Annotated in this window: 23 protein-coding genes; 22 read left to right on the plus strand and 1 reads right to left on the minus strand. The window is 71.3% G+C overall.

Annotated features, from left to right (window positions below; genetic code table 11):
- The first annotated feature begins 170 nt into the window (after window positions 1-170).
- The 16 genes from Vlu01_RS16660 to nusB all read left to right on the plus strand — a co-directional run bounded on the left by Vlu01_RS16660 (window position 171) and on the right by nusB (window position 16,447).
- Window positions 171-2,105, plus strand: a complete 1,935-nt coding sequence (locus Vlu01_RS16660) for a hypothetical protein (protein ID WP_204000432.1) — start codon at window positions 171-173, stop codon at window positions 2,103-2,105.
- A 93-nt stretch (window positions 2,106-2,198) separates the two neighbouring features.
- Window positions 2,199-2,741: an acyltransferase gene (locus tag Vlu01_RS16665; protein ID WP_204000224.1), complete on the plus strand. Its 543-nt coding sequence runs from the start codon at window positions 2,199-2,201 to the stop codon at window positions 2,739-2,741.
- The gene (locus Vlu01_RS16670) at window positions 2,734-4,332 is read left to right on the plus strand and encodes a lipopolysaccharide biosynthesis protein (protein WP_204000226.1); all 1,599 of its coding nucleotides are present in this window, start codon (window positions 2,734-2,736) and stop codon (window positions 4,330-4,332) included. The genes Vlu01_RS16665 and Vlu01_RS16670 overlap by 8 nt, the downstream gene beginning before the upstream one ends.
- A gap of 114 nt (window positions 4,333-4,446) precedes the next feature.
- Window positions 4,447-5,682: an O-antigen ligase family protein gene (locus tag Vlu01_RS16675; RefSeq protein ID WP_239095951.1), complete on the plus strand. Its 1,236-nt coding sequence runs from the start codon at window positions 4,447-4,449 to the stop codon at window positions 5,680-5,682.
- Window positions 5,679-7,277 (plus strand): lipopolysaccharide biosynthesis protein, encoded by a 1,599-nt coding sequence (locus Vlu01_RS16680; protein ID WP_204000228.1) that lies wholly within the window; start codon window positions 5,679-5,681, stop codon window positions 7,275-7,277. The genes Vlu01_RS16675 and Vlu01_RS16680 overlap by 4 nt, the downstream gene beginning before the upstream one ends.
- A 7-nt stretch (window positions 7,278-7,284) precedes the next feature.
- Window positions 7,285-8,187: a sulfotransferase domain-containing protein gene (locus Vlu01_RS16685; RefSeq protein WP_204000230.1), complete on the plus strand. Its 903-nt coding sequence runs from the start codon at window positions 7,285-7,287 to the stop codon at window positions 8,185-8,187.
- Entirely contained in the window at window positions 8,184-9,434 is a 1,251-nt protein-coding gene (locus Vlu01_RS16690) for an amino acid adenylation domain-containing protein (RefSeq protein WP_204000232.1), read from the plus strand. The genes Vlu01_RS16685 and Vlu01_RS16690 overlap by 4 nt, the downstream gene beginning before the upstream one ends.
- 47 nt (window positions 9,435-9,481) lie before the next feature.
- A complete protein-coding gene (locus tag Vlu01_RS16695) occupies window positions 9,482-9,949 on the plus strand; it encodes a glycosyltransferase family protein (protein ID WP_166457947.1) in 468 nt (155 codons plus the stop codon).
- A 38-nt stretch (window positions 9,950-9,987) separates the two neighbouring features.
- Entirely contained in the window at window positions 9,988-10,641 is a 654-nt protein-coding gene (locus tag Vlu01_RS16700; protein WP_204000438.1) for a glycosyltransferase, read from the plus strand.
- Entirely contained in the window at window positions 10,638-11,558 is a 921-nt protein-coding gene (locus Vlu01_RS16705; RefSeq protein WP_204000234.1) for a glycosyltransferase family 2 protein, read from the plus strand. The genes Vlu01_RS16700 and Vlu01_RS16705 overlap by 4 nt, the downstream gene beginning before the upstream one ends.
- 93 nt (window positions 11,559-11,651) lie before the next feature.
- Complete coding sequence (gene aroC / locus Vlu01_RS16710) at window positions 11,652-12,830, plus strand: chorismate synthase (protein ID WP_204000236.1); 1,179 nt, start codon at window positions 11,652-11,654, stop codon at window positions 12,828-12,830.
- A gap of 8 nt (window positions 12,831-12,838) precedes the next feature.
- Window positions 12,839-13,342: a shikimate kinase gene (locus Vlu01_RS16715; protein WP_204000441.1), complete on the plus strand. Its 504-nt coding sequence runs from the start codon at window positions 12,839-12,841 to the stop codon at window positions 13,340-13,342.
- 159 nt (window positions 13,343-13,501) lie between these two features.
- Entirely contained in the window at window positions 13,502-14,578 is a 1,077-nt protein-coding gene (aroB, locus tag Vlu01_RS16720; protein ID WP_204000239.1) for a 3-dehydroquinate synthase, read from the plus strand.
- Window positions 14,579-14,580: 2 nt separating this feature from the next.
- Window positions 14,581-15,048, plus strand: a complete 468-nt coding sequence (gene aroQ / locus Vlu01_RS16725) for a type II 3-dehydroquinate dehydratase (protein ID WP_204000444.1) — start codon at window positions 14,581-14,583, stop codon at window positions 15,046-15,048.
- A gap of 407 nt (window positions 15,049-15,455) precedes the next feature.
- Window positions 15,456-16,013, plus strand: coding sequence for an elongation factor P (efp, locus tag Vlu01_RS16730; RefSeq protein ID WP_204000242.1), 558 nt, complete (start codon window positions 15,456-15,458; stop codon window positions 16,011-16,013).
- A gap of 23 nt (window positions 16,014-16,036) precedes the next feature.
- The gene (nusB, locus tag Vlu01_RS16735) at window positions 16,037-16,447 is read left to right on the plus strand and encodes a transcription antitermination factor NusB (RefSeq protein WP_196222524.1); all 411 of its coding nucleotides are present in this window, start codon (window positions 16,037-16,039) and stop codon (window positions 16,445-16,447) included.
- Window positions 16,448-16,522: 75 nt separating this feature from the next.
- Here nusB and bldD read toward each other — a convergent pair whose 3' ends face one another.
- A complete protein-coding gene (bldD, locus tag Vlu01_RS16740) occupies window positions 16,523-17,011 on the minus strand; it encodes a transcriptional regulator BldD (RefSeq protein ID WP_007458348.1) in 489 nt (162 codons plus the stop codon).
- A 311-nt stretch (window positions 17,012-17,322) separates the two neighbouring features.
- Between bldD and pyrR the strand changes: the two genes are divergently transcribed.
- The 6 genes from pyrR (at window position 17,323) to Vlu01_RS16770 (ending at window position 25,837) form a co-directional block, all read left to right on the plus strand.
- Window positions 17,323-17,910 (plus strand): bifunctional pyr operon transcriptional regulator/uracil phosphoribosyltransferase PyrR, encoded by a 588-nt coding sequence (gene pyrR / locus Vlu01_RS16745; protein ID WP_204000244.1) that lies wholly within the window; start codon window positions 17,323-17,325, stop codon window positions 17,908-17,910.
- Window positions 17,911-17,965: 55 nt separating this feature from the next.
- On the plus strand, window positions 17,966-18,892 hold the full coding sequence (locus Vlu01_RS16750; RefSeq protein WP_204000246.1) for an aspartate carbamoyltransferase catalytic subunit: 927 nt from the start codon (window positions 17,966-17,968) through the stop codon (window positions 18,890-18,892).
- Complete coding sequence (locus Vlu01_RS16755; RefSeq protein ID WP_204000248.1) at window positions 18,889-20,166, plus strand: dihydroorotase; 1,278 nt, start codon at window positions 18,889-18,891, stop codon at window positions 20,164-20,166. The genes Vlu01_RS16750 and Vlu01_RS16755 overlap by 4 nt, the downstream gene beginning before the upstream one ends.
- A complete protein-coding gene (gene carA, locus Vlu01_RS16760; protein WP_204000250.1) occupies window positions 20,163-21,323 on the plus strand; it encodes a glutamine-hydrolyzing carbamoyl-phosphate synthase small subunit in 1,161 nt (386 codons plus the stop codon). Before Vlu01_RS16755 ends, carA begins: the two co-directional genes overlap by 4 nt.
- On the plus strand, window positions 21,316-24,660 hold the full coding sequence (gene carB, locus Vlu01_RS16765) for a carbamoyl-phosphate synthase large subunit (RefSeq protein ID WP_204000252.1): 3,345 nt from the start codon (window positions 21,316-21,318) through the stop codon (window positions 24,658-24,660). The genes carA and carB overlap by 8 nt, the downstream gene beginning before the upstream one ends.
- Window positions 24,661-24,796: 136 nt before the next feature.
- Window positions 24,797-25,837 (plus strand): quinone-dependent dihydroorotate dehydrogenase, encoded by a 1,041-nt coding sequence (locus tag Vlu01_RS16770; protein WP_204000254.1) that lies wholly within the window; start codon window positions 24,797-24,799, stop codon window positions 25,835-25,837.
- The last annotated feature ends 54 nt before the right edge of the window (window positions 25,838-25,891 follow it).

A 25,891-nucleotide genomic window follows, 5' to 3' on the forward strand; every position in this document is an offset into this window, starting at 1 on the left:
AGGTTGTCCGTTTCCTGATCCACCCTCCGCCCAATCGGCGGATGCCGCCCTCCAGCGTGGAGCGGGCACGCTACGTGCATTCTCGTCCACTCTGGAGGCGCAGCGTGCCCAGATTCTCCTTGTCGTGGCGTTCCATCCGTCGGCATCGAAGCGGGGCCGCGACGGTCGCGATGGTGACCGTCGCGGCCGTACTGGCGGTGCCCACCGCGGCGTCCGCAGCCGTGGTCCCGGTGCCCGAGCCGGCGACCCTGGTCTCGGCCAACCCGGCTGACCAGACCCCACATGCCCGTGATGGCGAGGCTCGCGCCTTCGCCGAGATCGGAAACACGGTCTTCGTCGGGGGCAGTTTCACGCAGATTCGTCAGACGGCCAGCTCGGCCTGGACCGCCCGCAGCTACCTCTTCGCGTACGACCGGACCAGCGGGACGATCTCCACGGCGTTCCTGCCGGTGCTCGACGGCGCGGTCAACTCGCTCATCGCCGGCCCCGGCGGAACCCTGATCGTCGGCGGGGCCTTCAAGAACGTCAACGGTGTGTCGCGCCGCAACCTGGTGGCACTCGAACCCTCAACCGGCATGATCATCGACAGCTGGGTCGGTCGTTCCGACGGCGGCACGGTGCGTGACATGGTGCTGCACGGCAACTGGCTCTACGTGGCCGGAGCGTTCAACTGGCTCAACGGCACCGCGCACGCGGGGCTCGGCCGGTTGAACGCCACGACCGGAGCCATCGACCCGAGCTTCAACATCAACACCAGCGTCGGCCGGCACGGCACCAGCATGTACGTCTGGGCCATCGACGTCTCCCCGGACGGCGGCACCCTCGTCGTCGGCGGCAACTTCCTCTACGTCAACGACCTGTCGCGCAACCAGATGGCGCTGGTCGACCTCACCGGCACGCCGAGCGTCATCGACTGGAGCACCGAGCGGTTCGTGCCGCCCTGCGCCAGCCCGGCGACGTTCGTGCACTACGTGCAGGATGTCCGGTTCGGCGGTGACGGCACCTGGTTCGTCGTCGGCACCAACGGCGGCTCCGGTTGGCCGAGCGCCTACTGCGACGCCCTGGTGCGCTTCGAGACCGCCGCCCGGGGCCCCAACCAGGTCGCCACCTGGGTCAACTTCACCGGCAACGACACCATCACCTCGGTCGAGGTCGCCGACAACATCATCTACCTCGGCGGGCACTTCCGCTGGTTGAACAATCCGAACGCCAGCGACCGGGCCGGCAACGGCGCCATCGACCGGCTGGGCATCGGCGCGGTCACCCCGGCCACCGGAATGCCGGTGAACTGGAACCCGCGCCGCAGCGGCGGTTCCGCCCTGCCCTCGGGGGCCAGTTCCTGGGGGTCGTCGGTGCCGGTGCTGTGGCGGGGCACGCACGGCCTCTACTTCGGTCACAACTCCGACGGCATGGGCAACGAGTACCATGGCCGGCTCGGCGTGTTCCCGCTCAACGGCGGGCGCACGATCACGCCGAAGAACCCGCCCACGGGCAGCAGCGGCCACCTCCACCTGAACGTCGGCTCCGGCGAGGTGGCTCGGGTGCCGTTCGACGGCACCGCGCTGGACGCCGCCAACGCCACAGTGGTCAGCCAGGCCAACTACACGGACGCGGGCGCGACCTGGCTGGTCGACGACCGGATCTACTGGTCCCACACGGTCTCCGGCACGCCGACCGGCAGCCGGATCGACATCTCGCTGTTCAACGGCACCACGATCGGCGGGCCGTGGGAGGCCTCCGGCTACAACGACTGGTACAACCCCGCTCTGTTGACCGGCGCGTTCTACCTGGACGGCCGGCTGTACTACACCCGCAGCGGGGCCAACAACCTCTACTACCGCTACTTCGAGATCGACGGCAGCTACCTGGGCGCCACCGAGTTCGTCCTGCCGACCACCGGCGTGACCTGGTCCGCCGTGCGTGGCATGGCCTGGGTGGACGGGAAGATCGTCTACGGGGCGACCAACGGGTCGCTGCGCAGCGTGCCGTTCGATCCGACCCTGGCTCCCGCCGCGGCGGTCACCGGCGCCGAGTCGACGCTCATCGCGGAGGCGACGCCGGAGCTGAGCTGGTCGACCGCCTCGATGTTCTTTTCAGTTCCCTAGCGTTCACCGTTCGTAACGAAACCTCGGTAGTTTGTTCACCTCGGGTCGGCGCGCGGTATCCCGCCGCCGGCCCGAGGAAAGTGGGGAGGCTCGTTGACCGGCATTCGGCGTGGATTCGTCGTGCGTACCGTCTTCGCGGTCAAGCGTGGCTGGTACCGGTTGCGCTATCCGCGACTGCAACTGGGCGCGGGGGTGGAGATCCGGGGTCGGATCCGGCTGCGGCGTGGCGTACGGGTCAGCATCGGCGCGCACACCCGACTGAACAAACTGGTCCGCTTCGCCGGGCCCGGGGAGGTGCGCGTCGGCGCCAACTGTCTGCTCAACGCGACCTGGATCGGCAGTTGGACCTCGGTGACCATCGGCGACCGGTGCCTGCTGTCGGACTGCGAGTTCCTCGACAACGACTTCCACAACCTTGCCCCCGACCGCCGGCACGACCCGCCCGGCCCCGCCACCCGGGCGCCGATAACCGTCGAGGACAACGTCTGGATCGGCGCGCACGCGCTGGTCATGAAGGGGGTGCGGATCGGCCGGGACAGCGTCGTTGGTGCTGCGGCGGTGGTCCGTACGGACGTGCCGCCCGGGGTCGTGGTGATCGGCAATCCACAACAGATAGCGAAGAAGTTTCATGACTGATGCCGCGCCCAGCCCCTGGACCGGTGACGGCTCCACCGCCGCCCCGCCCCGCAGTGTCACGATCACCGACATGGTGCGGGTTCCGCTGCACCGGATCCGGCTCGTCGCGGCGGTGGCCCTCTGTGGACTGCTCGCCGCGGTCGGCTACGTGCTGGTGGCGCCGGGCACGGTGACGGCGAACGCCGTGGTGGCGGTCCGACCGGTGGTCACCGACGCCTTCACACCCAGTGGCGCCGCCGCCGACCGGGCGGTGAACATGAACGTGGAGAGCGGGATCGCCACCGGCACCGAAGTCGTCGCGAAGCTGGCCGCCACGTTCGATTCGGATCAGCGCACGGTACGCGACAGCCTTGAGGTCGAGGTGCCCGCCGGTGGCCAGATCCTGCGCTTCATCTACCAGGCCGCTGACGCCGAGGAGGCCGTGGCGGGTGCCAACCTGGCCGCGCAGAGCTACCTCGACGTCCGGCGCGGCATGTACGAGAAGCAGCGCGAGGAGATGCTGCGGTCGTACGACGAGAGCATCGAGAAGATCATCGCCCAGCGGAACACCGTGCAGCGCAGGATCAACAACGCCCGGGACACCGCCGCCACCAACGCCGCGGTCGCCGAACTCGGCGGAATCAACAACCAACTCACCCAGCTCAGCTCCGCCCGGACGGAGATCGCCGCGGTCGACGTGAACCCGGGCTGGGTCACCCGGAGCGCCGAGCGGACGCTGGCCACCGCAGCCGGCAACTCGTCGCTGCTGCTGGCCGGCGGACTCCTCGGTGGGACCGTGGTCGGGTTGGTTCTCGCCTTCCTGTGGGAGTCGGTGGACCGACGTATCCGCAGCGTGGCCGATGCCCGGGACAGCACCGGCCTGCCGCTGCTGGGCACCGTCCGCCGGTCCGGGCTGCGCGGTCGGGCGGTCGACGCCGACGTCCGTTACGTCGCGATGGCCGTCGCCGAACGGGTCCGCCAACCCGCCCGGGTCGCCGTGCTGACCGCCCGGGAGGACGCCACCGTGATCACCGCCGGGCTCGCGGTCGCCCTCGCCGTGGCCGGGCGGGAGGTCTTCGTCGCCGACGACAGCGGCCGGGTCGACCGGCTGCGGGCCGCGGTGCTCACCGACCGGGACCGGTTGCCGGCGGGCCTCGACCCGACCCGACCCGTCGTACCCAAGCCCCGCACCGCACCGACCGACGTCGACGACGGTCCCACCGAGGTCATCACCCGACGCCCCTCACCACATCCGATCGGCGCGCGACCGTCGACCGATCCGGAGGCGACGCTCACCCTGCCCCGTGTCGCCAAGACCGCCGGCCGTACCGAGAACGGACGGGCCGCCGGCGACGAGCAGGTGGTGGTGGGTGCCGGCACGGTGCGGTTCGGCACCTGGCGGCAGGGCGCCGACCACCGCCTCGTGCTGTACAACGCCCCGCCGGCCGAGGCCGACGAGCGGGGCGTGGCGATGGCCCGACAGGGCACCGCCGTGGTCGTGGTCGAACGCGACCGCACCCGTCAGGCCGACCTGCGCCGACTCGCGGAGCGGCTGCGGGCGGCCGGGGTCAACCCGCTGGGGTTCGTCCTGTGCCGCAGCGGGCGGAGTTGAGGCGTGCCGGTCACCCGCGCCCCGGCGACCACCGAGCCGCCCCTCCCGGCCAGTGCCGCCACGCCACCTGCGCCGGCGGTGCCGCCCCGACTGCCGCTGTGGCCGTTGGCGGCGATGTTCGGGCTCGTCCCGCTCTGGTGGGTGGCCGGCAGCTTCTACCTCGGCTGGCCGCTGCTGGGCGCCCTGCTCTTCACGTTGCTGGCCACGCGGGGCCGCGTGCCGCTGCCACCGGCCACCGGGATCTGGCTGCTCTTCCTGGCCATCGTGGTGGCCAGCGCGAGCCGGCTGACGTCGCCCACCTCGCTGCCGACCTTCGTGCTGCGGCTGGCGTTCTACCTCACCGCGCTGGTCGTCGCGGTCTACGTCTACACCGTCGCCCGGGAACGCCCCGACCAGGCCGTCGTGCTGGTGCCGCTGTGCGCGTTCTGGTTCGGACTGGTCGCCCTGGGCTGGCTCGGCGTGCTGACACCGCGTTTCGAGATGAGCACTCCGGTCGAGGCGCTGCTGCCGTCGGGCGTGTCGGGGGTGCCGTTCATCAGCGACATGGTCCACCTGAACACCGCCGAATACAGTGCCCGGTCGCTCAACCCGATCTACCGGCCGGCGGCACCGTACGCGTACACCAACAACTACGGCAGCGCGTACGCGATGACCCTGCCGTGCGTGGTCGCGTACACGATGCTGCGCCGACGGGGCCTGCTGCGGTGGGTGTTGCTGGCGTCGTTGCCGGTGTCGCTGGTTCCGGCGTTCTTCACGCTCAACCGGGCGATGTTCCTCAGCCTCGGCGTCGGCCTGGCCGTGCTCGGGGTGCGGGCGGCGGTACGCGGCAACACCCGGGTGGCCGCCTCCATCGCCGGAATGGTGGTGCTCGGCGGGGTCGCCACCCTGTTCATCCCGGTCGCCGACATGATCGGCAATCGGGTCGAGTCCAGCGACACCAACACCGACCGGCTCTCGCTCTACTCCGAGGTCCTGAGTCGGGTGGGTGACTCGCCCTGGCTGGGCTACGGCGCGCCGATGGAGGTGGACACCGTCTCCGCAGATGCGCCGATCGGCACCCAGGGGCAGCTCTGGATGGTGTTGTTCAGTCACGGCGTACCGGCGTTGCTGTGCTTCCTGGCCTGGTTCGTCGCCGCCGCGTTGATCTGCGCCCGGGCCCGCTCGGCGGCCGGGCAGTGGCTCTCCGTGGTCCCGGTGATCTGCCTGGTGCAGGTGCCTTTCTACGGGATGGCCAATCAGAACCTCGCGGTGGCCTTCTTCGCGGTGGCCTTCTCGATCGCTCTCTCCGAACGGGAACGCCGCATTTCACCGGGCGGGGGGCCACGGCAGGCGGCGGTGGTGCCGGCATGACGGCCACCACCAGCCCCCCGGCGGGGGAGGGGTCCGGCCGTACGTCGAGTGCGCCCGGCGCCGCGACGGCGGTGGACGGCGCGGCCGAGACCCGACGCAGTACCCGCAGCGGAGTGGCCGGTCTGCTCGGCGCGGCGACCAGCGGCCTGTTCGGCTTCGTGCTCGCGGTGGTCATCACCCGCGGCTACGGCACCACCGGAGCGGGCTCGTTCTTCGCCGCGATCGGCGTGGTCACCGTCGCCGCCGCGATCTGCACCCTCGGTGCGGAGACCGGCCTGATCTGGGCGCTGCCCCGGCGACGCACCGGCGTGTCCGGCGACGGTGCTCGGGTGCTGCCGGTCGCCCTGATCCCGCCGTTGCTGGTCGCCGTGCTGGTAGCGGTGGGCGGGGCGTTGGTCGCCGGGCCGCTCGCCGGCCGGCTGCTGGGTCCGGCGGGCGGGCCACTGCTGGTGGTGACCTTCGCGGCGGTACCCGTGGTGGTCGCGATGAACCTGCTGCTGGCCGTCGTGCGCTGCGTACGACCGATGCGGGCCTACGTCTCGGTGCAGTTCCTGCTGCTGCCGGTCGCCCGGCCGCTGCTGGTCGGTGCGGCGGTGCTCACCGGTGGTGGACTGCTGGCGGGAATGGGTGGCTGGCTGGTGCCCGCCGCCCTGGCGCTGCTGGTGTGCCTGATCCTGGTCGCCGGGCCACTCGGCATCGGCGCTGGTGCCCAGCTACGCCCGGAGCCCGGCGACTGGCCCACGTTCTGGCGGTTCGCGTTGCCCCGCGCCGCCTCGGCGGCGATCGACGCGGGCAGCATGTGGATCGGAGTGCTGCTCACCTCGGCCCTGGCGGGCCCGGCCGACGCCGGTGTCTTCGGCGCGGTCGGCCGCTACGTCCTCGCCGGTCAACTCGCCATGCAGGGGCTGCGAGTGGCCGTCTCCCCGCAGCTGTCGCGGCTGCTCGGCCGGGGGGAGCGGGCCGCCGCCGCAGCGGTGCACCGGCAGCTGACCAGTTGGGGTCTGGTGCTCTCCTGGCCGGTGTACCTGCTGCTCGCCGTCTTCGCGCCGGCCTTCCTGGCGCTGTTCGGCCCGGAATTCACCACCGGCGCCGCCGCGATGACGGTGCTCGCCGTGGCGATGCTGGTCAACACCGGGGTCGGCAATGTGCAGAGCCTGCTGCTGATGGGCGGGCGCAGCGGCCTGCACCTGGTCGCGGCGCTGGCCGGGCTGCTGGTCACCGTCGGCGGTGGACTGGCGCTGATCCCCGCCCACGGGGCGACCGGCGCGGCGGTGGCCTGGGCCGCTGGCATCGTGACCGAGAACCTGGGCGCGGCCACCTTCGCCCGGCTGGTGGTGCGCCAACCCCTGGTGGACGCCCGGATGCTGACCGCGGCGGCGGCCACCGTGGCGGGGGTCGGGCTGGCGGCGGTGGCCGGCCTGGCGGTGGCGGGACGCGGCATCGCGGGGCTGATGTTCGCGGTGGTCACCCTCGCCACCGTCTGCGTCGGCTTGTTGACGTTGCCCCGGGTGCGGCGCGGCATCCGGGTGACCATGGTGCAGATCCGTGGCGGGTCGCCGGCCGGCGACCCGCCACGGACGTTGAAGGGCAGGTGAGTTCGTCGTGTCGTCCATTCGGGACCGGGTGAAGCAGTTGGTGCCGACCCAGGTGACGAACCGGGTACGGGAAAGCCTCGTCGACTACGGGGTACGCACCAGCGACCGCCGGCCACTGCCGGACTTTCTCATCATCGGCACGAAACGCGGCGGCACCACCTCGCTGTGGAACTACCTGATCCAGCATCCGCTGGTGCCTCGGCTCTTTCCCGCCTGGAACACGAAGTCCTCGCACTACTTCGAGGAGCACTGGCGTCGCGGCGAGGCGTGGTACCGGTCGCACTTCCCGACCGTGCGGCACCGGGAGGCGCTGGAGAACCGCCACGGTGGTCCGGTTCGGGTCGGCGAGGCCGCCCCGCTGTACATGTTCCACCCGCTGGCCGCCGAGCGGGTGTCCGCGTTGATGCCCTCGGTGCGGCTGATCGTGCTGCTGCGCGACCCGGTGGAGCGGGCCTACTCGCATTGGAAGGAACGGCGGACCAACGGCGTGGAGCCGCTCGACTTCGCGGCCGCGCTGGCCGCCGAGCCGGAGCGCACGGCAGGGGAGCGGGAGCGGCTGATCGCCGAGCCGGAGTACTTCAGCGAGCCCTACGACTGGTACACCTACCGGGCCCGCGGCCGGTACCTGGAGCACCTGCACCCGTGGCTGGAGCGCTTCGACCGGGAGCAGATCCTCTTCCTGCCCAGCGAGGAGCTGTACCGGGACGCGCGGGCTACCTACCGGCGGACCCTGGAGTTCCTCGGCCTGCCCTCGTTCGACCTGCCCGACTTCAAGGTCTACAACGATCGGCGTTCCGCGCCCCTGGAGCCGACGTTGCGCGCCGAGTTGACGGAGTATTACCGCCCGCACAACGAGGCCCTGCGGCAGCGGCTGGGGTTGCGCCTCGACTGGCCGGACCGCGTCGCGTGACCGCCTCGGCCACGACCGCGGGCGACCCCCGTTGCCGCGATGACGGGCTGGGCTGGGTCACCCGGGCGGTCTTCTCCGACTCCCGGGTCGCGGTGACCGTGGACGCCGATCCGCCGGCCGGGCACACCGTCGTGGCCCGGTACGCGGTGGTGCCGTCGGTGGCCCGGGCGCGTTTCCTGCTGCCCTTGGGCTCACCCCGGGTCGCCGCGGCGGCACTGCTGTCGTACAACGCCCTTCGACCGGCGAAGCTGCGGGCGGCGCGGGCGGTGCTCGGCGTGGCGGCCCGGGTCGGTGCGGTGGACCGGGCACCCTTTCCGGCGCTGACCGTGGCGCTGCCCACCGGGCTCGACCCGGCGGAGGTGCTGCTCGCCGAGCGGGTCGGTGCCGAACTCGGCGCGCCCGTCCACGCGGCCTGCGGGGTGCGTCCACCGGACCCGAACCACAAGCCGACGTTGCAACTGTTCGACGGCCGAGGTGAACCACGTGGGTACGCGAAGATCGGCTGGAACGACGCCACGCGGGCGCTGGTCACCGCCGAGGCCGCAGCGCTACGGGACGTGGCCGGGCTGGCCGGGACGGCCGGACACCCCGGCACGCCACGCCTGCTCACCGAGTTCGCGTGGGCCGGGCAGGCGGTGGCGGTGGTCGAGCCGTTGCCGGCGCGGATCCGGGGCGTACCCGTCGACACGGCACCCGATGTCGCGGCGCTGCTCGCGGTGGCCCGGCGGGGTCGTCCACCGGCGCAGGCCCGGCCGCTGGCCGGCTCACCGTTCCTCGCCCGGCTGACCGCCGAGGCACGAGGTGCCGTCGACACCGTCGGTGACCGAGCGTCGGCGGCCGTCGCCGACCTGGCCCGCCGGCACGCGGACGTCGCCGTCGAGTTCGGCCACTGGCACGGCGACTGGGTGCCGTGGAACCTCGGCCGGGACGGCGGGGAACTCATCGCCTGGGACTGGGAGCACAGCGGGCCGGACGTGCCCCTCGGCTTCGACCTGGCCCACGACGCGTTCCAGCGCGCGTTGGTGGTACGCGGTGAACCGGCCGCCGAGGCGGCGCGACAGGTCGACACGTGGCTGCTGCGGCACGGCGAGGCGCTGGGACTCGACCGGGCACGGCAGCGACTGGTGGCCGACGCCTACCTGCTGGAGATGTGGCTGCGGACCTGGCGGCTGGCGAACGCCGGCGCCGGCTGGAACCCGGCGCTGCATCCCGCCCTGCTGGACACCATCCAGACACGACACAACTGACCGATACGTCAAGCGGACTTGTGGGGAGTCACGTGGACAACACCATCATGGGAGCCGATCAACAGCCGGTGCTGTTGCTGGTCGGTTCGAGTGGAGGGCACCTGGCGCAGTTGCTCGCGCTGCGGCCCTGGTACGAGACCTGGCGACGATGCTGGGTCACCTTCGACACACCGGAGGCGCTGTCGCTGCTCGCCGGGGAGGACGTCGTACCGGCGTACCATCCCACCACCCGCCACCTGGGCAACCTGCTGCGCAACGCGTGGTTGGCCGTCCGGGTGCTGCGTCGGCGACGGGTCGCTGCGGTGGTCACCACCGGCGCGGGTGTGGCGGTGCCGTTCGTGGTGCTCGCCCGGCTGCGTCGCATTCCGACCGTCTACATCGAGGTCTACGACCGGATCGACACACCGACGCTCACCGCCCGGCTGTGCCGTCCGTTCCTGTCGGCGATGCTCGTGCAGTGGGAGGAGCAGCGCCGGCAGTACCCGGAGGCCACGGTCGTGGGGACGCTGCTGTGAGCGGCGACGCGGCCGGTGACGGACACCGGAGCACGCCGGTGCGGCCCCGCCCGGCCCAGGACGAGCCGACGGTACGCGTACCGGAGCAACGCGATCCGGCCCGGGACGGCCGACCGCAGGTGCTGGTGGCCGTCGGCACCGACAAACATCCGTTCGACCGGCTGGTCACCTGGTTGGCCCAGTGGCACAGCACGGTCGGCGGTACGGTGGGGCTGACCGTGCAGCACGGACACACCCGGGCCGACGACCTGCCCGACGCGGTGCCGTTCCTCGGCCACGCCGAGTTGCAGGCGGCGATGGCCGGGGCCGACCTGGTGGTCTGTCACGGCGGCCCGGCCACCATCCTGGAGGCCCGCCGGCACGGGCACCTGCCGATCGTGGTGCCCCGCGACCCGAACCGCGGTGAGCACGTCGACGACCACCAGCTGCTGTTCGCCCGCCGGCTCGGCGCCGCCGGCCTGGTCGCGCTCTGTGAGTCCCGGCAGGAGCTGCTGGACACGCTGGCCACCGGCCTGGCGGACCGCTCCCGGTTCACCGTCGCCGTGGACGCCGACGCGGCCGACGGGCGACGTGCCGCGGTGCGGCGGGTGGGATTGATCGTCGAGGACCTGGTGGCCGCCGCGCAGCGGCACCACCGACCCTGGTGGCGGCCGTGGCGCGGACCCGGCCCGAACGGAAGGCGGAAGCTGTGAGCGCGTACCCGAGCGTGAGTGCCATCGTGCCCACCCGCAACCGACCGGAGCTGCTGCGGGCCGCGGTACGGGCGATCGTCGCGCAGGACTACCCGGGTCCGGTCGAGGTGGTCGTGGTGTACGACCAGTCCGAACCGGACCGGTCGTTGACCGAGTTGTCCGCCCCGGACCGACCGGTGCGGGTGGTCACCAACTCCCGCACCCCGGGTCTGGCTGGTGCCCGCAACACCGGCACCCTGGCCGCCACCGGTGAGCTGGTCGCCTTCTGCGACGACGACGACGAGTGGCTGCCCGGCAAGCTGCGCGCCCAGGCCGAGGCGTTGGCCCGGGTGCCCGGTGCCGAGTTCGTCAGCTGCGGCATCCGGGTCAGCTACGACGGACACACCGTCGAGCGGGTGCTGGACCGCGACTCGATCGGCCTGGCCGAGCTGCTGCGCGACCGGATGACCGAGCTGCACCCGTCGACCTTCCTCATCCGGGCGGCGGCGCTGCGTGACGGGTTCGGGCTCGTCGACGAGGAGATCCCGGGCAGTTACGCCGAGGACTACGAGTTCCTGCTCCGGGCCGCCCGCAGCGCCCCGCTGGTCAACCTGCGCACCCCGTACGTGGTGGTGCGGTGGCACAAACGGTCGTATTTCGCCCAGCGGTGGGACACCATCTCCGAGGCGTTGCAGTGGCTGCTGGACCGCTATCCCGAGTTCGCCAGCCAGCCCGCCGGACAGGCCCGGGTGACCGGCCAGATCGCCTTCGCCCGCGCCGCGTCGGGTGACTCCCGGGGCGCGGTGCGCTGGGCTCGGCGGACCATCCGGCGCAACCCGCGCGAGCCCCGGGCCTACCTGGCCCTGGCGGTCGCCGGGCGGGTCGTCCGCGCCGACACGGTGCTGCGCACCCTGCACCGACGCGGTCGGGGCATCTGACCGTCCGCTCCCGCGCCGTGCTGACGCGTCCGTAGGGCGGGACGCGGCGGGCGGCGCGGGGTGGCGGACACCGGGCGTGACAGACTCATGGCTGTGTTGCGCTGGTTGACCGCAGGGGAATCACACGGGCCCGCTCTCGTCGCGTTGCTGGAGGGGGTGCCGGCCGGTGTCGAGGTGACCTCCACCGACATCGCCGGGGAGTTGGCCCGCCGCCGACTCGGCTACGGCCGGGGCGCCCGGATGGCGTTCGAGCAGGACGAGATTGAGATCATCGGTGGCCTGCGGCACGGGGTGACCCTGGGCAGCCCGGTCGCCGTGCGGGTCGGCAACTCCGAGTGGCCCAAGTGGCGCACCGTGATGGCCGCCGACCCGGTCGACCCCGACGAGTTGGCGCAGCAGGCCCGCAACGCTCCATTGACCCGTCCCCGGCCCGGCCACGCCGACCTGGCCGGCATGCAGAAGTACGGTCACACCGACGCCCGGCCGATCCTGGAACGGGCCAGCGCGCGGGAGACCGCCGCCCGGGTCGCCGTCGGCACGGTGGCCAAGGCGCTGGTGAAGCAGGCCCTCGGCATCGAGATCGTCTCGCATGTGGTGGAGCTTGGCCCGGTCGCCGTCAAACCGGGTCTGCGGCCCCAGCCGGAGGACGCCGAGCGCATCGACGCCGACCCGCTGCGGTGCCTCGACCCGGAGGCCAGCGCCCGGATGGTCGCCGAGGTCGACGCCGCGAAGAAGGCCGCCGACACGCTCGGTGGCGTGGTCGAGGTGCTGGCGTACGGCGTACCCCCGGGCCTGGGCAGCCACGTCCAGTGGGATCGCAAGCTCGACGCCCGGCTGGCCACCGCGTTGATGTCGATCCAGGCGATCAAGGGTGTGGAGATCGGCGACGGCTGGCAGCAGGCCCGGTCCCGCGGCTCCGAGGCACACGACGAGATCATGCCCACCGCCACCGGCGTTCGCCGGGTCACCGACCGGGCCGGCGGCCTGGAGGGTGGCATCACCACCGGTGAGCCGCTGCGGGTGAAGGCGGCGATGAAGCCGATCTCCTCGTTGAACCGGGCACTGGCCACGGTGGACATCACCACCGGCGAGCCGGCCACCGCCATCAATCAGCGTTCCGACGTCTGCGCGGTGCCGGCTGCGGCCGTGGTCGCCGAGGCGATGGTGGCGCTGGTGCTGGCCGAGGCGGCGGTGGAGAAGTTCGGCGGCGACTCGGTCGCCGAGATGCGCCGCAACCTGGCCGGTTACCTCGACGCGCTGGTGATCCGGTGACCGGTACGATCCGGCCGGTCTGTGTGCTGGTCGGCGCGCCCGGCTCCGGCAAGACCACCGTCGGGCAGGGTCTCGCGGAAGCGCTCGGCGTCGAGTTTCGGGACACCGACGCCGACATCGAACGGGTGGCGGGCAAGCCGATTCCGGAGATCTTCGTCGACGAGGGCGAGGCGCACTTCCGTACCCTCGAACGGGCGGCGGTGGCTGCGGCGCTGGTCTCCTGCTCCGGGGTGCTCGCCCTCGGGGGCGGCGCGGTGCTGGCCGAGGAGAACCGGGCCGCGTTGGTCGGGCACCGGGTGGTGCACCTCTCCGTCGAGCTGCCGGACGCGGTCAAGCGGGTCGGCCTCGGCGCCGGGCGGCCGCTGCTGGCGATCAACCCCCGGGCCACCCTCAAGCACCTGATGGACCAGCGTCGGCCGCTGTACGCCGAGGTCGCCACCGTCACCGTGGTCACCGACGGGCGCACCCCCGAGGAGATCGTCGCCGAACTCGTCCCCCTGCTGAAGTCGTAAGGAAGGGCACCTTATTAACGCCTGCGGTAGAGGAAGGGGCCCTTCCTAACATCCGGCTGCCGGTGCCGGATGCCCGCGGCGGCAACCTCCGTTCCACCCCTCGGGCACCCGGCGGCGGAGCGGGTCACCGCGACGGCCGGTGGGCTAGGCTCCCGGACGATGAACGAGGTGACCCGGATCCCGGTCGGCGGCGAGCGGCCGTACGACGTGCTGGTCGGGCGCGACCTGCTCGGTGCGCTGCCCGGCCTGCTGCCCGACGCCACTCGGGTGGCGGTGCTGCACTCGCCGCCCCTCAAGGAGCAGGCCGAGGCGGTCGGCGACGGTTTGGCGGCGGCCGGCATGACCCCCCTGCCGATCGAGGTGCCCGACGCCGAGGCAGGCAAGCATGTCGAGGTGGCGGCGCAGTGCTGGGACCGGCTGGGTGAGGCGGGTTTCACCCGTACCGACGCGGTGGTGGGTCTCGGTGGCGGTGCGGTCACCGACCTGGCCGGCTTCGTGGCGGCCTGCTGGCTGCGTGGGGTGCGGTGGGTGCCGGTGGCCACCTCGTTGCTCGGCATGGTCGACGCGGCGGTGGGCGGCAAGACCGGGATCAACACCGCTGCCGGCAAGAACCTCGTCGGTGCCTTCCACCCGCCGGCCGGCGTGCTCGCCGACCTCGCCGCGCTGGACAGTCTCTCCGCCGTGGACCTGACCGCCGGCCTGGCCGAGGTGGTCAAGTGCGGGTTCATCGCCGATCCGATCATCCTCGACCTGATCGAAAAGGACCCGGCCGCCGCGACCGACCCGGCCGCGCCGGTCACCCGGGAACTGATCGAACGCGCCATCCGGGTCAAGGCCGACGTGGTCGGGGGAGATCTGCGTGAGTCAGGCGTACGGGAGGTGCTCAACTACGGACACACCCTGGCCCACGCGATCGAGAAGGTCGAGGGCTACCGGTGGCGGCACGGCCACGCGGTCTCGGTCGGCCTGGTGTACGCCGGTGAGCTGGCCCGCCTCGCGGGCCGGTTGGATGCGGCCACCGCGTCCCGGCATCGTGCGGTGGTGACGGCACTCGATCTCCCGACGGCGTACGACGCCGACGCGTGGCCGCACCTGCTGGCCGCCATGCGGGTCGACAAGAAGACCCGGGGCAGCCGACTGCGCTTCGTGGTGCTCGACGGGCTGGCCCGACCGGCGATCCTCGAGGGCCCGGACGACGACCTGCTCCACGCCGCCTACGCTGCGGTGTCCCGGTGACCATGAAGGTCCATGTCCTCAACGGGCCGAACCTGGGCCGGCTGGGCACCCGCCAGGTCGACGTCTACGGGGTGACCAGCTACGCCGACCTGGTGGAACTCTGCGAGACGACCGGGCGGGAGCTGGGCCTGGACGTCATCGTGCGGCAGACCGACGCCGAGCACGAGTTGCTCGGCTGGCTGCACGCCGCCGCCGACGAGGGCGCCGCCGTGATACTCAACCCGGCGGCCTGGTCGCACTATTCGATCGCGGTGCGGGATGCCTGCGCCATGCTGCGCGGCCCGTTGGTGGAGGTGCACATCTCCAACATCCACGCGCGGGAGGAGTTCCGTCACCACTCGGTGGTCTCGGCAGTGGCGACCGGCGTGATCTGCGGGCTCGGCGTGGACGGTTACCGTCTCGCCCTGCACCACCTGCACCACCTGCACCACCTGCACCACCTGGCCAACCGCCGCGACCACTCCGCCTGACGCCCACCCCACCTCAGGCCCACCCCACCCGGGGTGCCCGCGCGGCCCCGCCGACGCCATTACGTACGGTGATGTTCACTATCTGTGGAGTTGCCCGCTCCTTGCCCTGTACCCCTTTCCATCCTTTGCTCTGCTTCAACTGACGCACTGGTGGCTGACCAGCGTCGTTGCAGCCGGGGGGAGGAACCATTGCGACGAATTAGTGACACATAGTGACTGATGCGTGGGTTGAAGCAGAGCAAAGGGAGTGCGGGTGGGACAGGGGTTGGGATCGTTTGTCACTGACGGTGCGGGTCAGGGCGGGTGATGGGCGTCCGAGCCGGGTGGTGGCTGGCGGCGGTCGGTGGGTCGCACGGCGGCTAGTAGACTTGGCAGGTCTGTCCGCCAATTGATGATCAAGGCAGGAAATGGCCACCACCAACGACCTGAAGAACGGCATGGTACTCAACCTCGACGGGGAGCTCTGGGCCGTCGTTGAGTTCCAGCACGTCAAGCCCGGTAAGGGTGGTGCGTTCGTGCGTACCACGCTGAAGAACGTGCTCTCCGGCAAGGTGGTCGACAAGACCTTCAACGCGGGCACCAAGGTGGAGACGGCGACCGTCGACAAGCGCACGATGCAGTATCTCTACGCCGACGGCGAGGACTTCGTCTTCATGGACATGGAGACGTACGACCAGATCACGGTGCTGGGCGGGACGGTCGGTGAGGCGGCCAACTACCTGCTGCCCGAGGCCGAGGCGATCGTGGCCACCCACGAGGGCGTACCGCTCTACATCGAGTTGCCGACCTCCGTGGTGTTGGAGGTCACCTACACCGAGCCCGGCCTGCAGGGTGACCGCTCGACCGGTGGCAACAAGCCGGCGACGGTGGAGACGGGCGCGACCGTCCAGGTCCCGCTCTTCGTGACCACCGGTGAGAAGATCAAGGTCGACACCCGCGACGGCCGTTACCTCGGCCGCGCCTGATGGCCGAGGGTCCGAAGCAGCAGATGCCGGCGCGCCGCAAGGCGCGCAAACGGGCGTTGGACGTGCTCTTCGAGGCCGACCTGCGTGATCGTCCGCCGGTCGAGGTGCTGGCGGGCTACGTCGAACGGATCGAGAAGCCGCGCCCGGAACACCTGGGGTACGCGGTCGGCCTGGTCGAGGGGGTGGCCGGGCACCTGGACCGGATCGATGAGCTGATCTCCAGCTACGCCGAGGGTTGGACGCTGGACCGGATGCCGGTGGTCGACCGCAACCTGGCCCGGATCGCCGTCTACGAGCTGTTGTACCTCGACGAGATCGACGACGCGGTGGCGATCAGCGAGGCGGTGGAGTTGGCGCGGCAGATGTCGACCGATGACTCCCCCCGCTTCCTCAACGGTCTGCTCGGCCGGATCGCCGAGTACGCCACTCGCTGAGGCGGGCGTAGGCCACCGGGGCGCTGCGACGAAAGGGCCCGTGCCGGACGGCACGGGCCCTTTCGAGAGCTGGACTCAGGAGGCGAAGAACGCCCGCGGGTCGGCGACCAGCACGCCGTGCTCGGTCAGCCGCTCGATCAGGCCGGACGGCGAGGCGTCGTAGACGATGGCGAGGGCGCGCAGGTCGTCGGCGCGGATCGACAGCACCCGGCCGTTGTAGTCGCCGCGCTGCTGCTGGATAGCGCGCGCGTAGCGGGCCACGTAGGCGAGATCCTCGCTGGCCTCGTCGTAGAGGCGCTCCAGATCCAGAACGATCTTGCTGGTGGGCTCGTGCCGTACCCCGCTGCCGTCGGGCAGCAACTCCGAGACCGGCACGCGGTAGAACTCGGCCAGCTCGGCCAGACGGGACACCGTGACGGCCCGGTCGCCACGCTCGTACGAGCCGACCACAACCGCCTTCCAACGCCCGTTCGACTTCTCCTCCACTCCCTGCAGGGACAGACCCTGCTGCTGGCGGATGGAGCGCAGGCGGGCGCCCAGAGACTTGGCGTATTCAGAGGGCATTCGGACACTCCAGTGCTGCTCGGTTCTCCCAGCGGTCGCTACGGAGCGTGACGGTACGGGGATTCGTACACGTGGTCAAGTGGTCGTGACCTTCCCGTTGAACACCCCGGGTGACTTGTCCCGTTTCGCCAGACTGATTCGACAGTCAGCGAATGCCGACCGGTGACGCCGTCGTCCTGGTGCCCGCGCGTCGAGGCGGCGACCACCACTGGTAACGTTGCCGCAGCCCCTCCGCCGGCCCGGTTCGGCCGGCCGGGAGGATCCGACGTCCTTTAACGACCCGTCCCGTGAGGCGGGGAAGGAGGTCCGCCGTGGCCTACCCACCGGCTGCCCAGTCGTCGCCACCGCGACAACCCTCGGTGAAGGTGATTTTGACCAGCGCCGACGTGCAACGCGTCGTCGACCGCATCGCTCACCAGATCCTCGAGAAGACCCAGGGCGCTGCCGACACCGTGCTGCTCGGCATCCCTACCCGGGGTGCCCCCCTCGCCCGTCGCCTCGCAGCCCGGATCAGCGCCTTCGAAGACATTTCCGTGCCGGTCGGCGTGCTCGACATCACCCTCTACCGCGACGACCTGCGCCGACACGCCACCCGGGCGGTCGGTCCCACCCAGCTGCCGGCCGGTGGCATCGACGGCATGCGGGTGGTCCTCGTCGACGATGTCCTCTTCTCCGGCCGTACTGTCCGGGCCGCCCTCGACGCCCTCGGTGACCTGGGCCGTCCCGCCTCGGTGCAGCTCGCCGTGCTGGTCGACCGGGGGCACCGGCAGTTGCCGATCCGAGCCGACTATGTCGGCAAGAACATCCCGACCGCCCTGGCCGAGAGCGTCAAGGTGACGCTGGCCGAGACCGACGGCGTGGACGAGGTCCGGCTCTACGGCGAGGAAGCCGGCCGGTGAGCGCGAGGAGCGAAGCGCAGCGTGACCTCGCAGTCGTGAACGAAAGGCGGGCATCATGATCAGGCACCTGCTCTCCGGCGCCGACCTTGACGCCGACACCGCCACCCAGATCCTGGACACTGCCGAAGAAATGGCGGCGGTGGCCGGGCGCGAGGTCAAGAAGCTGCCGGCGCTGCGGGGCCGGACCGTCGTCAACCTCTTCTACGAGGATTCGACGCGTACCCGGATCTCGTTCGAGGCGGCCGCCAAACGGCTCAGCGCCGACGTGATCAACTTTTCGGCGAAGGGCTCCAGCGTCGCCAAGGGCGAGAGCCTGAAGGACACCGCGTTGACCCTGCAGGCGATGGGCGCCGATGCGGTGGTGGTCCGCCATCCCGCCTCAGGTGCCCCGCACCGCCTCGCCGACTGGGTCGACGGTTCGGTGGTCAACGCGGGCGACGGCACCCATGAGCACCCCACCCAGGCGCTGCTCGACGCGTACACGATGCGGTCCCGGCTGGGTCGGCTGGCCGGACTGTCGGTCGCCGTGGTCGGTGACGTGCTGCACTCCCGGGTGGCCCGCTCCAACGTGCTGCTGCTGTCCACCCTCGGGGCCAAGGTGACCCTGGTCGGGCCGCCGACGCTCATCCCGGTCGACATCGCCGCCGCCCTCGCGCCCGGCACCGGCGTCTGCTACGACCTCGACACGGTGCTGCCCTCGTCGGACGTGGTGATGATGCTGCGGGTGCAGCGGGAGCGGATGAGCGACTCCTACTTCCCGTCCGCCCGCGAGTACGCCCGCCGCTACGGCCTGGACGGTCCGCGCATGGCTCGGCTGCCGGAGCACGCCATCGTCATGCACCCGGGTCCGATGAACCGGGGCATGGAGATCACACCGGAGGTCGCGGACTCGTCCCGCTCCACCATCGTCGAACAGGTCGCCAACGGTGTCTCCGTCCGGATGGCCGTCCTCTACCTGCTGCTCGGGGGGAACAACCGGTGAACTCGTACCTGCTCAGGAACGTGAGCGTCCTCGGCGCCGCGCCGACCGACCTGCTGATCCGCGACGGCGTCGTCGCCGAGACCGGTGCGGGGCTGTCCGCGTCGGACGCCACGGTGATCGACGCCGCCGGGTTGGTCGCTCTGCCCGGCCTGGTCGACCTGCACACCCACCTGCGGGAGCCCGGCCGGGAGGACGCCGAGACCGTCGAGACCGGGTCCCGGGCGGCGGCGCTCGGCGGCTACACCGCGGTATGCGCGATGGCGAACACCTCCCCGGTGGCCGACACCGCCGGCGTGGTGGAGCAGGTGTGGCGGCTCGGCCGCGAGGCCGGGCTGGTCGACGTGCAGCCGATCGGCGCGGTCACCGTCGGCCTGGCCGGCGAGCGTTTGGCCGAACTCGGCGCGATGGCCGAGTCGGCGGCCCGGGTGCGGATCTTCTCCGACGACGGGCACTGTGTCGCCGACCCCCGGCTGATGCGCCGTGCCCTGGAGTACGTGAAGGCCTTCGACGGCATCATCGCCCAGCACGCGGAGGAGCCCCGGCTCACCGAGGGCGCGCAGATGCATGAGGGCGAGGTCTCCACCCGGCTGGGCCTGACCGGTTGGCCGGCGGTGGCCGAGGAGGCGATCATCGCGCGGGACGTGCTGCTGGCCGAGCACGTCGGCAGCCGACTGCACGTCTGCCACGTCTCCACCGCCGGTAGCGTCGAGGTGCTGCGCCAGGCCAAGGCCCGGGGGGTACGCGTCACCGCCGAGGTGACCCCGCACCACCTGCTGCTCACCGACACCAGCGCGGAAACCTACGACCCGGTCTTCAAGGTCAACCCGCCGCTGCGTACCGCCAGCGACATCGCCGCGCTGCGGGCCGCGCTGGTCGACGGGGTGATCGACATCATCGCCACCGACCACGCCCCGCACGCGGTGGAGGACAAGGAGTGCGAGTGGGCGTACGCCCGGCCGGGCATGCTCGGGCTGGAGACGGCGCTGTCCATCGCGCTCGACGTGCTGGGGCCGGAGTGGGACCTGATCGCCGAGCGGATGTCGCGCGCACCGGCCCGGATCGCCGGCCTGACCGAACACGGTCATGACCCGGCCCCCGGCGTGCCGGCAAACCTCACCCTGGTCGACCCGGCGGCCCGCCGGGTCATCGAGCCTGCGGAGCTGGCCAGCCGCAGCCGCAACACCCCGTACGCCCGGATGACGCTGCCGGGTCGCATCGTGGCGACCTTCCTGCGTGGCGAGGCGACGGTCCTGGACGGAAAGGCTGTGAAGTGAAGCGCAGGTCGGCGATTCTCGTCCTTGAGGACGGGCGCACGTTCCACGGCGAGGCGTACGGAAGTGTCGGCGAGACCTTCGGCGAGGCGGTCTTCAACACCGGGATGACCGGTTACCAGGAGACCCTCACCGACCCGTCGTACCACCGTCAGGTGGTGGTGCAGACCGCTCCGCACATCGGCAACACCGGCGTCAACGCCGACGACGACGAGTCACGCCGGATCTGGGTGGCCGGTTACGTGGTCCGTGACCCGGCCCGGGTCAGCTCCAACTGGCGGGCCACCGGCGGCCTGGAGGACCGGCTGGCCACCGAGGGAGTGGTCGGCATCAGCGGAGTGGACACCCGGGCGCTCACCCGTCATCTGCGCGAACGTGGCGCGATGCGGGTGGGTGTCAGCAGTGTCGAGGGTGACCCTCAGGCGCTGCTGGAACGGGTCCGCCAGTCGCCGCAGATGGTCGGCGCGAACCTCTCCGCCGAGGTGACCACCCCGACGCCGTACGTGGTCGACGCCGAGGGTGAGCACCGGTTCACGGTGGCCGCGCTGGACCTGGGCATCAAGCGCAACGTGCCGCGCCGGCTCGCCGCGCGTGGCGTGACCACCCACGTGCTGCCGGCCGGCTCGACCATCGAGGAGCTGCTGGCCATCGATGCCGACGCGGTCTTCTTCTCGCCGGGTCCCGGTGACCCGGCGACCGCCGACGCCGCGGTGGGGCTGGCCCGGGAGGTGCTGCGTCGCAAGGTGCCGCTGTTCGGTATCTGCTTCGGCAGCCAGATCCTCGGCCGGGCGCTCGGCTTCGGCACCTACAAGCTCGACTACGGCCATCGGGGCATCAACCAGCCGGTGCTGGACCGGATCACCGGCAAGGTCGAGGTGACCAGCCACAACCACGGCTTCGCGGTGGGGGTGCCCGGGGTACGGCCGGGCGCGGTGGTGCCGGACCAGGTGATCGAGACCGAGTTCGGTGGCGTCGAAGTGTCGCACGTCTGCCTCAATGACAACGTGGTCGAGGGGCTGCGGGCACGCGACGTGCCCGCTTTCACCGTCCAGTACCACCCGGAGGCGGCGGCCGGCCCGCACGACGCGGACTATCTCTTCGACCGCTTCGCCGAGCTGATCGACGGCCGGGCTCTCAGTGGGGGGCGTACCAATGCCTAAGCGGACCGATCTCAAGCACATCCTGGTGATCGGGTCGGGACCGATCGTCATCGGACAGGCCTGCGAGTTCGACTACTCCGGCACTCAGGCGTGCCGGGTGCTGCGCGCCGAGGGGATCCGGGTCAGCCTGGTCAACTCCAACCCGGCGACGATCATGACCGACCCGGAGTTCGCCGACGCCACCTACGTCGAGCCGATCACCCCGGAGTTCGTCGAGCTGGTGATCGCGAAGGAACGTCCCGACGCGGTGCTGCCCACGCTGGGCGGGCAGACCGCCCTGAACACCGCCGTGGCGTTGCACGAGGCCGGCGTGCTGGAGAAGTACGGCGTCGAGCTGATCGGTGCGAACATCGACGCGATCCGGCGCGGCGAGGACCGGCAGTTGTTCAAGGAGATCGTGGCGAAGGCCGGCGTACGCCTCGGGGTGGCTGACCCGTCGGCGCTGGTGCCGCGTTCGCGGGTCTGCCACTCGATGGATGAGGTCCGCGAGACCGTGGCCGAGCTGGGCCTGCCGGTGGTGATCCGGCCGTCGTTCACCATGGGTGGCCTCGGCTCGGGCATGGCGCACACCGACGCCGACCTGGAGCGCATCGCGGGTGCGGGGCTGGCCGCCAGCCCGGTGCACGAGGTGCTCATCGAGGAGAGCGTGCTCGGCTGGAAGGAGTACGAGCTCGAACTCATGCGGGACCGGCACGACAACGTGGTGGTGGTCTGCTCGATCGAGAACCTCGACCCGATGGGTGTGCACACCGGGGACAGCGTGACCGTGGCACCGGCCATGACCCTGACCGACCGGGAGTACCAGCACCTGCGCGACCTCGGTATCGCGGTGCTGCGTGAGGTCGGCGTCGACACCGGTGGCTGCAACATCCAGTTCGCGGTGAACCCGGCCGACGGCCGTATCGTCGTCATCGAGATGAACCCGCGGGTCTCCCGCTCCTCGGCGCTGGCGTCGAAGGCGACCGGCTTCCCGATCGCGAAGATCGCCGCGAAGCTGGCCATCGGCTACACCCTCGACGAGATCCCCAACGACATCACCCGCAAGACGCCGGCCGCGTTTGAGCCGACGCTCGACTACGTGGTGGTGAAGATTCCCCGCTTCGCGTTCGAGAAGTTCCCCGGTGCGGACCCGGAGCTGACCACCACGATGAAATCGGTCGGCGAGGCGATGAGTCTCGGGCGGAACTTCAGCGAGGCGCTGAACAAGGCGATGCGCTCGATGGAAACCAGATCAGCGGGTTTCTGGACCCAGCCTGATCCGGCGGGCGCGACCAAGGAGAACACCCTCGCCGCCCTGGCCACCCCGCACGACGGGCGGCTCTACACCGTCGAGCGGGCGCTGCGGCTCGGTGCCTCGATCGCCGAGGTCAGCGCCGCTTCCGGCGGCATCGACCCGTGGTTCCTGGACCAGATCGCGGCTCTGGTCGAGTTGCGTGCCGAGATCGTGGCGGCCCCGGTGCTGGACGCGGAGCTGCTGCATCGGGCGAAGCGGGCCGGCCTGTCCGACGGGCAGCTGGCCGCGCTCCGCCCCGAACTGGCTGCCGAGGACGGGGTGCGTACGCTGCGGCACCGCCTCGACATCCGGCCGGTCTACAAGACGGTGGACACCTGCGCCGCCGAGTTCGAGGCCACCACCCCGTACCACTACTCCTCCTACGACGCGGAGACCGAGGTGGTCGGCTCGGCGCGGCCGAAGGTGATGATCCTGGGCTCGGGACCGAACCGGATCGGGCAGGGCATCGAGTTCGACTACTCCTGTGTGCACGCGGTACAGGCGCTGCGGGGCACCTACGAGACCGTCATGGTCAACTGCAACCCGGAGACGGTCTCCACCGACTACGACACCGCCGACCGGCTCTACTTCGAGCCGCTGACCTTCGAGGACGTGCTGGAGGTCTGGCACGCGGAGGACTCCTCCGGCCGGGCGGCCGGCGGCCCGGGCGTGGTCGGTGTGATCGTGCAGTTGGGCGGGCAGACTCCGCTCGGGCTGGCCCAGCGGCTCAAGGACGCCGGGGTGCCGGTGGTGGGTACCTCTCCGGAGTCGATTCACCTGGCCGAGGAGCGGGGTGCCTTCGGGTCGCTGCTGGCCCGGGCCGGTCTGCGCGCGCCGGCGCACGGCACTGCCACCTCGTACGAGGAGGCGAAGGAGATCGCCGACGAGATCGGCTACCCGGTGCTGGTCCGACCGTCGTACGTGCTCGGTGGACGTGGCATGGAGATCGTCTATGACGACGCCACGCTGCGCGACTACATCGGTCGGGCCACCGACATCTCGCCGAACCATCCGGTGCTGGTGGACCGGTTCCTCGACGACGCCATCGAAATCGACGTGGACGCGCTCTGCGACGGCGACGGCGAGGTCTACCTCGGCGGCATCATGGAGCACATCGAGGAGGCGGGCATCCACTCCGGTGACTCCTCCTGCGCCCTGCCCCCGATCACCCTGGCAAGTTCGCACGTGGCCCAGGTGCGTCGGTACACCGAGGCGATCGCGCGGGGCATCGGCGTACGCGGACTGCTCAACGTTCAGTACGCGCTGAAGGACGATGTGCTGTACGTGCTGGAGGCCAACCCGCGCGCCTCGCGTACCGTGCCGTTCGTCTCCAAGGCCACGGCAGTGCCGCTGGCGAAGGCGGCGGCGCGGATCGCCCTGGGCGCGACCCTGGCCGAGCTGCGTGCCGAGGGCATGTTGCCGGCGACCGGGGACGGCGGTTCCCTGCCGCCGGACGCCCCGATCGCGGTGAAGGAGGCGGTGCTGCCGTTCAAGCGGTTCCGTACGCCGGCTGGCAAGGGCGTGGATTCGCTGCTCGGTCCGGAGATGAAGTCGACCGGCGAGGTGATGGGGATCGACATCGCCTTCGGGCATGCCTTCGCCAAGTCACAGTCGGCGGCGTACGGGTCGCTGCCGACCGAGGGCAAGATCTTCGTCTCGGTGGCCAACCGCGACAAGCGCGGCATGGTCTTCCCGATCAAGCGCCTGGCCGACCTCGGCTTCGAGATCGTCGCGACCAGCGGTACGGCGGAGGTGCTGCGTCGGCACGGCATCGCCTGCGAGCAGGTCCCGAAGCACTACGAGGCCGATTCGGAGGTCAATGCCGTGTCGCTGATCCTCGATGGTCATGTCGCCCTGGTCGTCAACACGCCGCAGGGCTCCGGGGCCAGCGCCCGCTCGGACGGGTACGAGATCCGCAGCGCGGCTGTCACGGCCGACATCCCCTGCGTCACCACCGTTCCCGGTGCCGCCGCCGCGGTCATGGGCATCGAGGCCCGCATCCGCGGCGACATGCAGGTACGCCCGCTGCAGGCCCTCCACGCCACCCTCCGGCCCGCCCAGTGACCCCCCGCCTCCCGTCGAGCATGCCCAGCCTGCCGGCGACCGCAACATGCGCGTCGATCATGAGGTTGTTGCCCGCCGGCGCGCCGTGTCGGGACAACAACCTCATGATCGACATAAGGCTCGGGGAGGGCAGGGCGTGATATTTGAGGGGACGGTGCGGCGGGGGCTGTTTCGGGTCGGGGGTGGGGACGCGGAGGCGGCGCACGAGTTCACCCTGCGGCGGTTGGCCGCGCTGTCCCGGATGCCGGTGGCGTTGGCGGCGGTGCGGGCCCGGTACGCGGTGGCGGCGCCGCGCACGGTGTTCGGGGTGCGGTTTCCGAACCCGGTCGGGCTGGCCGCCGGCATGGACAAGGACGGGGTGGCGTTGCCGGCGTGGCCGGCGCTGGGCTTCGGTTTCGTCGAGGTCGGCACGGTGACGGCGCGCCCGCAGCCGGGCAACCCGCGGCCCCGGCTGTTCCGGCTGGCCGACAGCGAGGCCGTGATCAACAGAATGGGCTTCAACAACGCCGGGGCACAGGCGTTGGCGGACCGGCTGGCGGCGTTGCCACGACCACTCGGCGTACCGCTGGGAATCTCGCTGGGCAAGTCGAAGGTGACCGCCCTGGAGGACGCGGTGGAGGACTACCGCGAGTCGTACCGCGCGCTACGCGACCACGGGGACTACTTCGCGGTCAACGTCTCCTCGCCGAACACTCCCGGGCTGCGCGCGTTGCAGGACCGGGGGCACCTGGACGCGCTGTTGGCGGCGTTGGTGGGGGAGAAGCCGGTCCTGGTGAAGATCGCCCCTGATCTCACCGAGCCGGCCATCGCCGAGTTGCTGGAGGTGTGCCTGGCCCGGGGCGCCGCCGGGGTGATCGCCACGAACACGACGCTCGGCCGGGACGGGTTGGCCCCAGCCGATCGGGGCCGCTCCGGCGAGGCGGGTGGGTTGTCCGGTCGTCCCCTGGCCGATCGGGCACGGCAGGTGGTCGCCTTCGTGCACGCCGAGACGGCCGGGCGGCTGCCGGTCATCGGCGTGGGCGGGATCGTCGATCCCGACGACGCGACCCGGATGTTCGACGCCGGTGCCAGCCTGGTGCAGCTCTACACCGGGTTCATCTACCGTGGCCCGGCGCTGCCTCGCGCCGTCGCCCGCGCGGCGGCGGGTGCCGAGAGTCCGGCCAGGACCGGAGCCTGACGAACACCACCTACTCACCACCGGCTTTGCTCTGCTTCACCGGACGCACGGGAT

It is taken from the genome of Micromonospora lutea (genome assembly GCF_016863535.1).
Classification (GTDB): domain Bacteria; phylum Actinomycetota; class Actinomycetes; order Mycobacteriales; family Micromonosporaceae; genus Micromonospora; species Micromonospora lutea.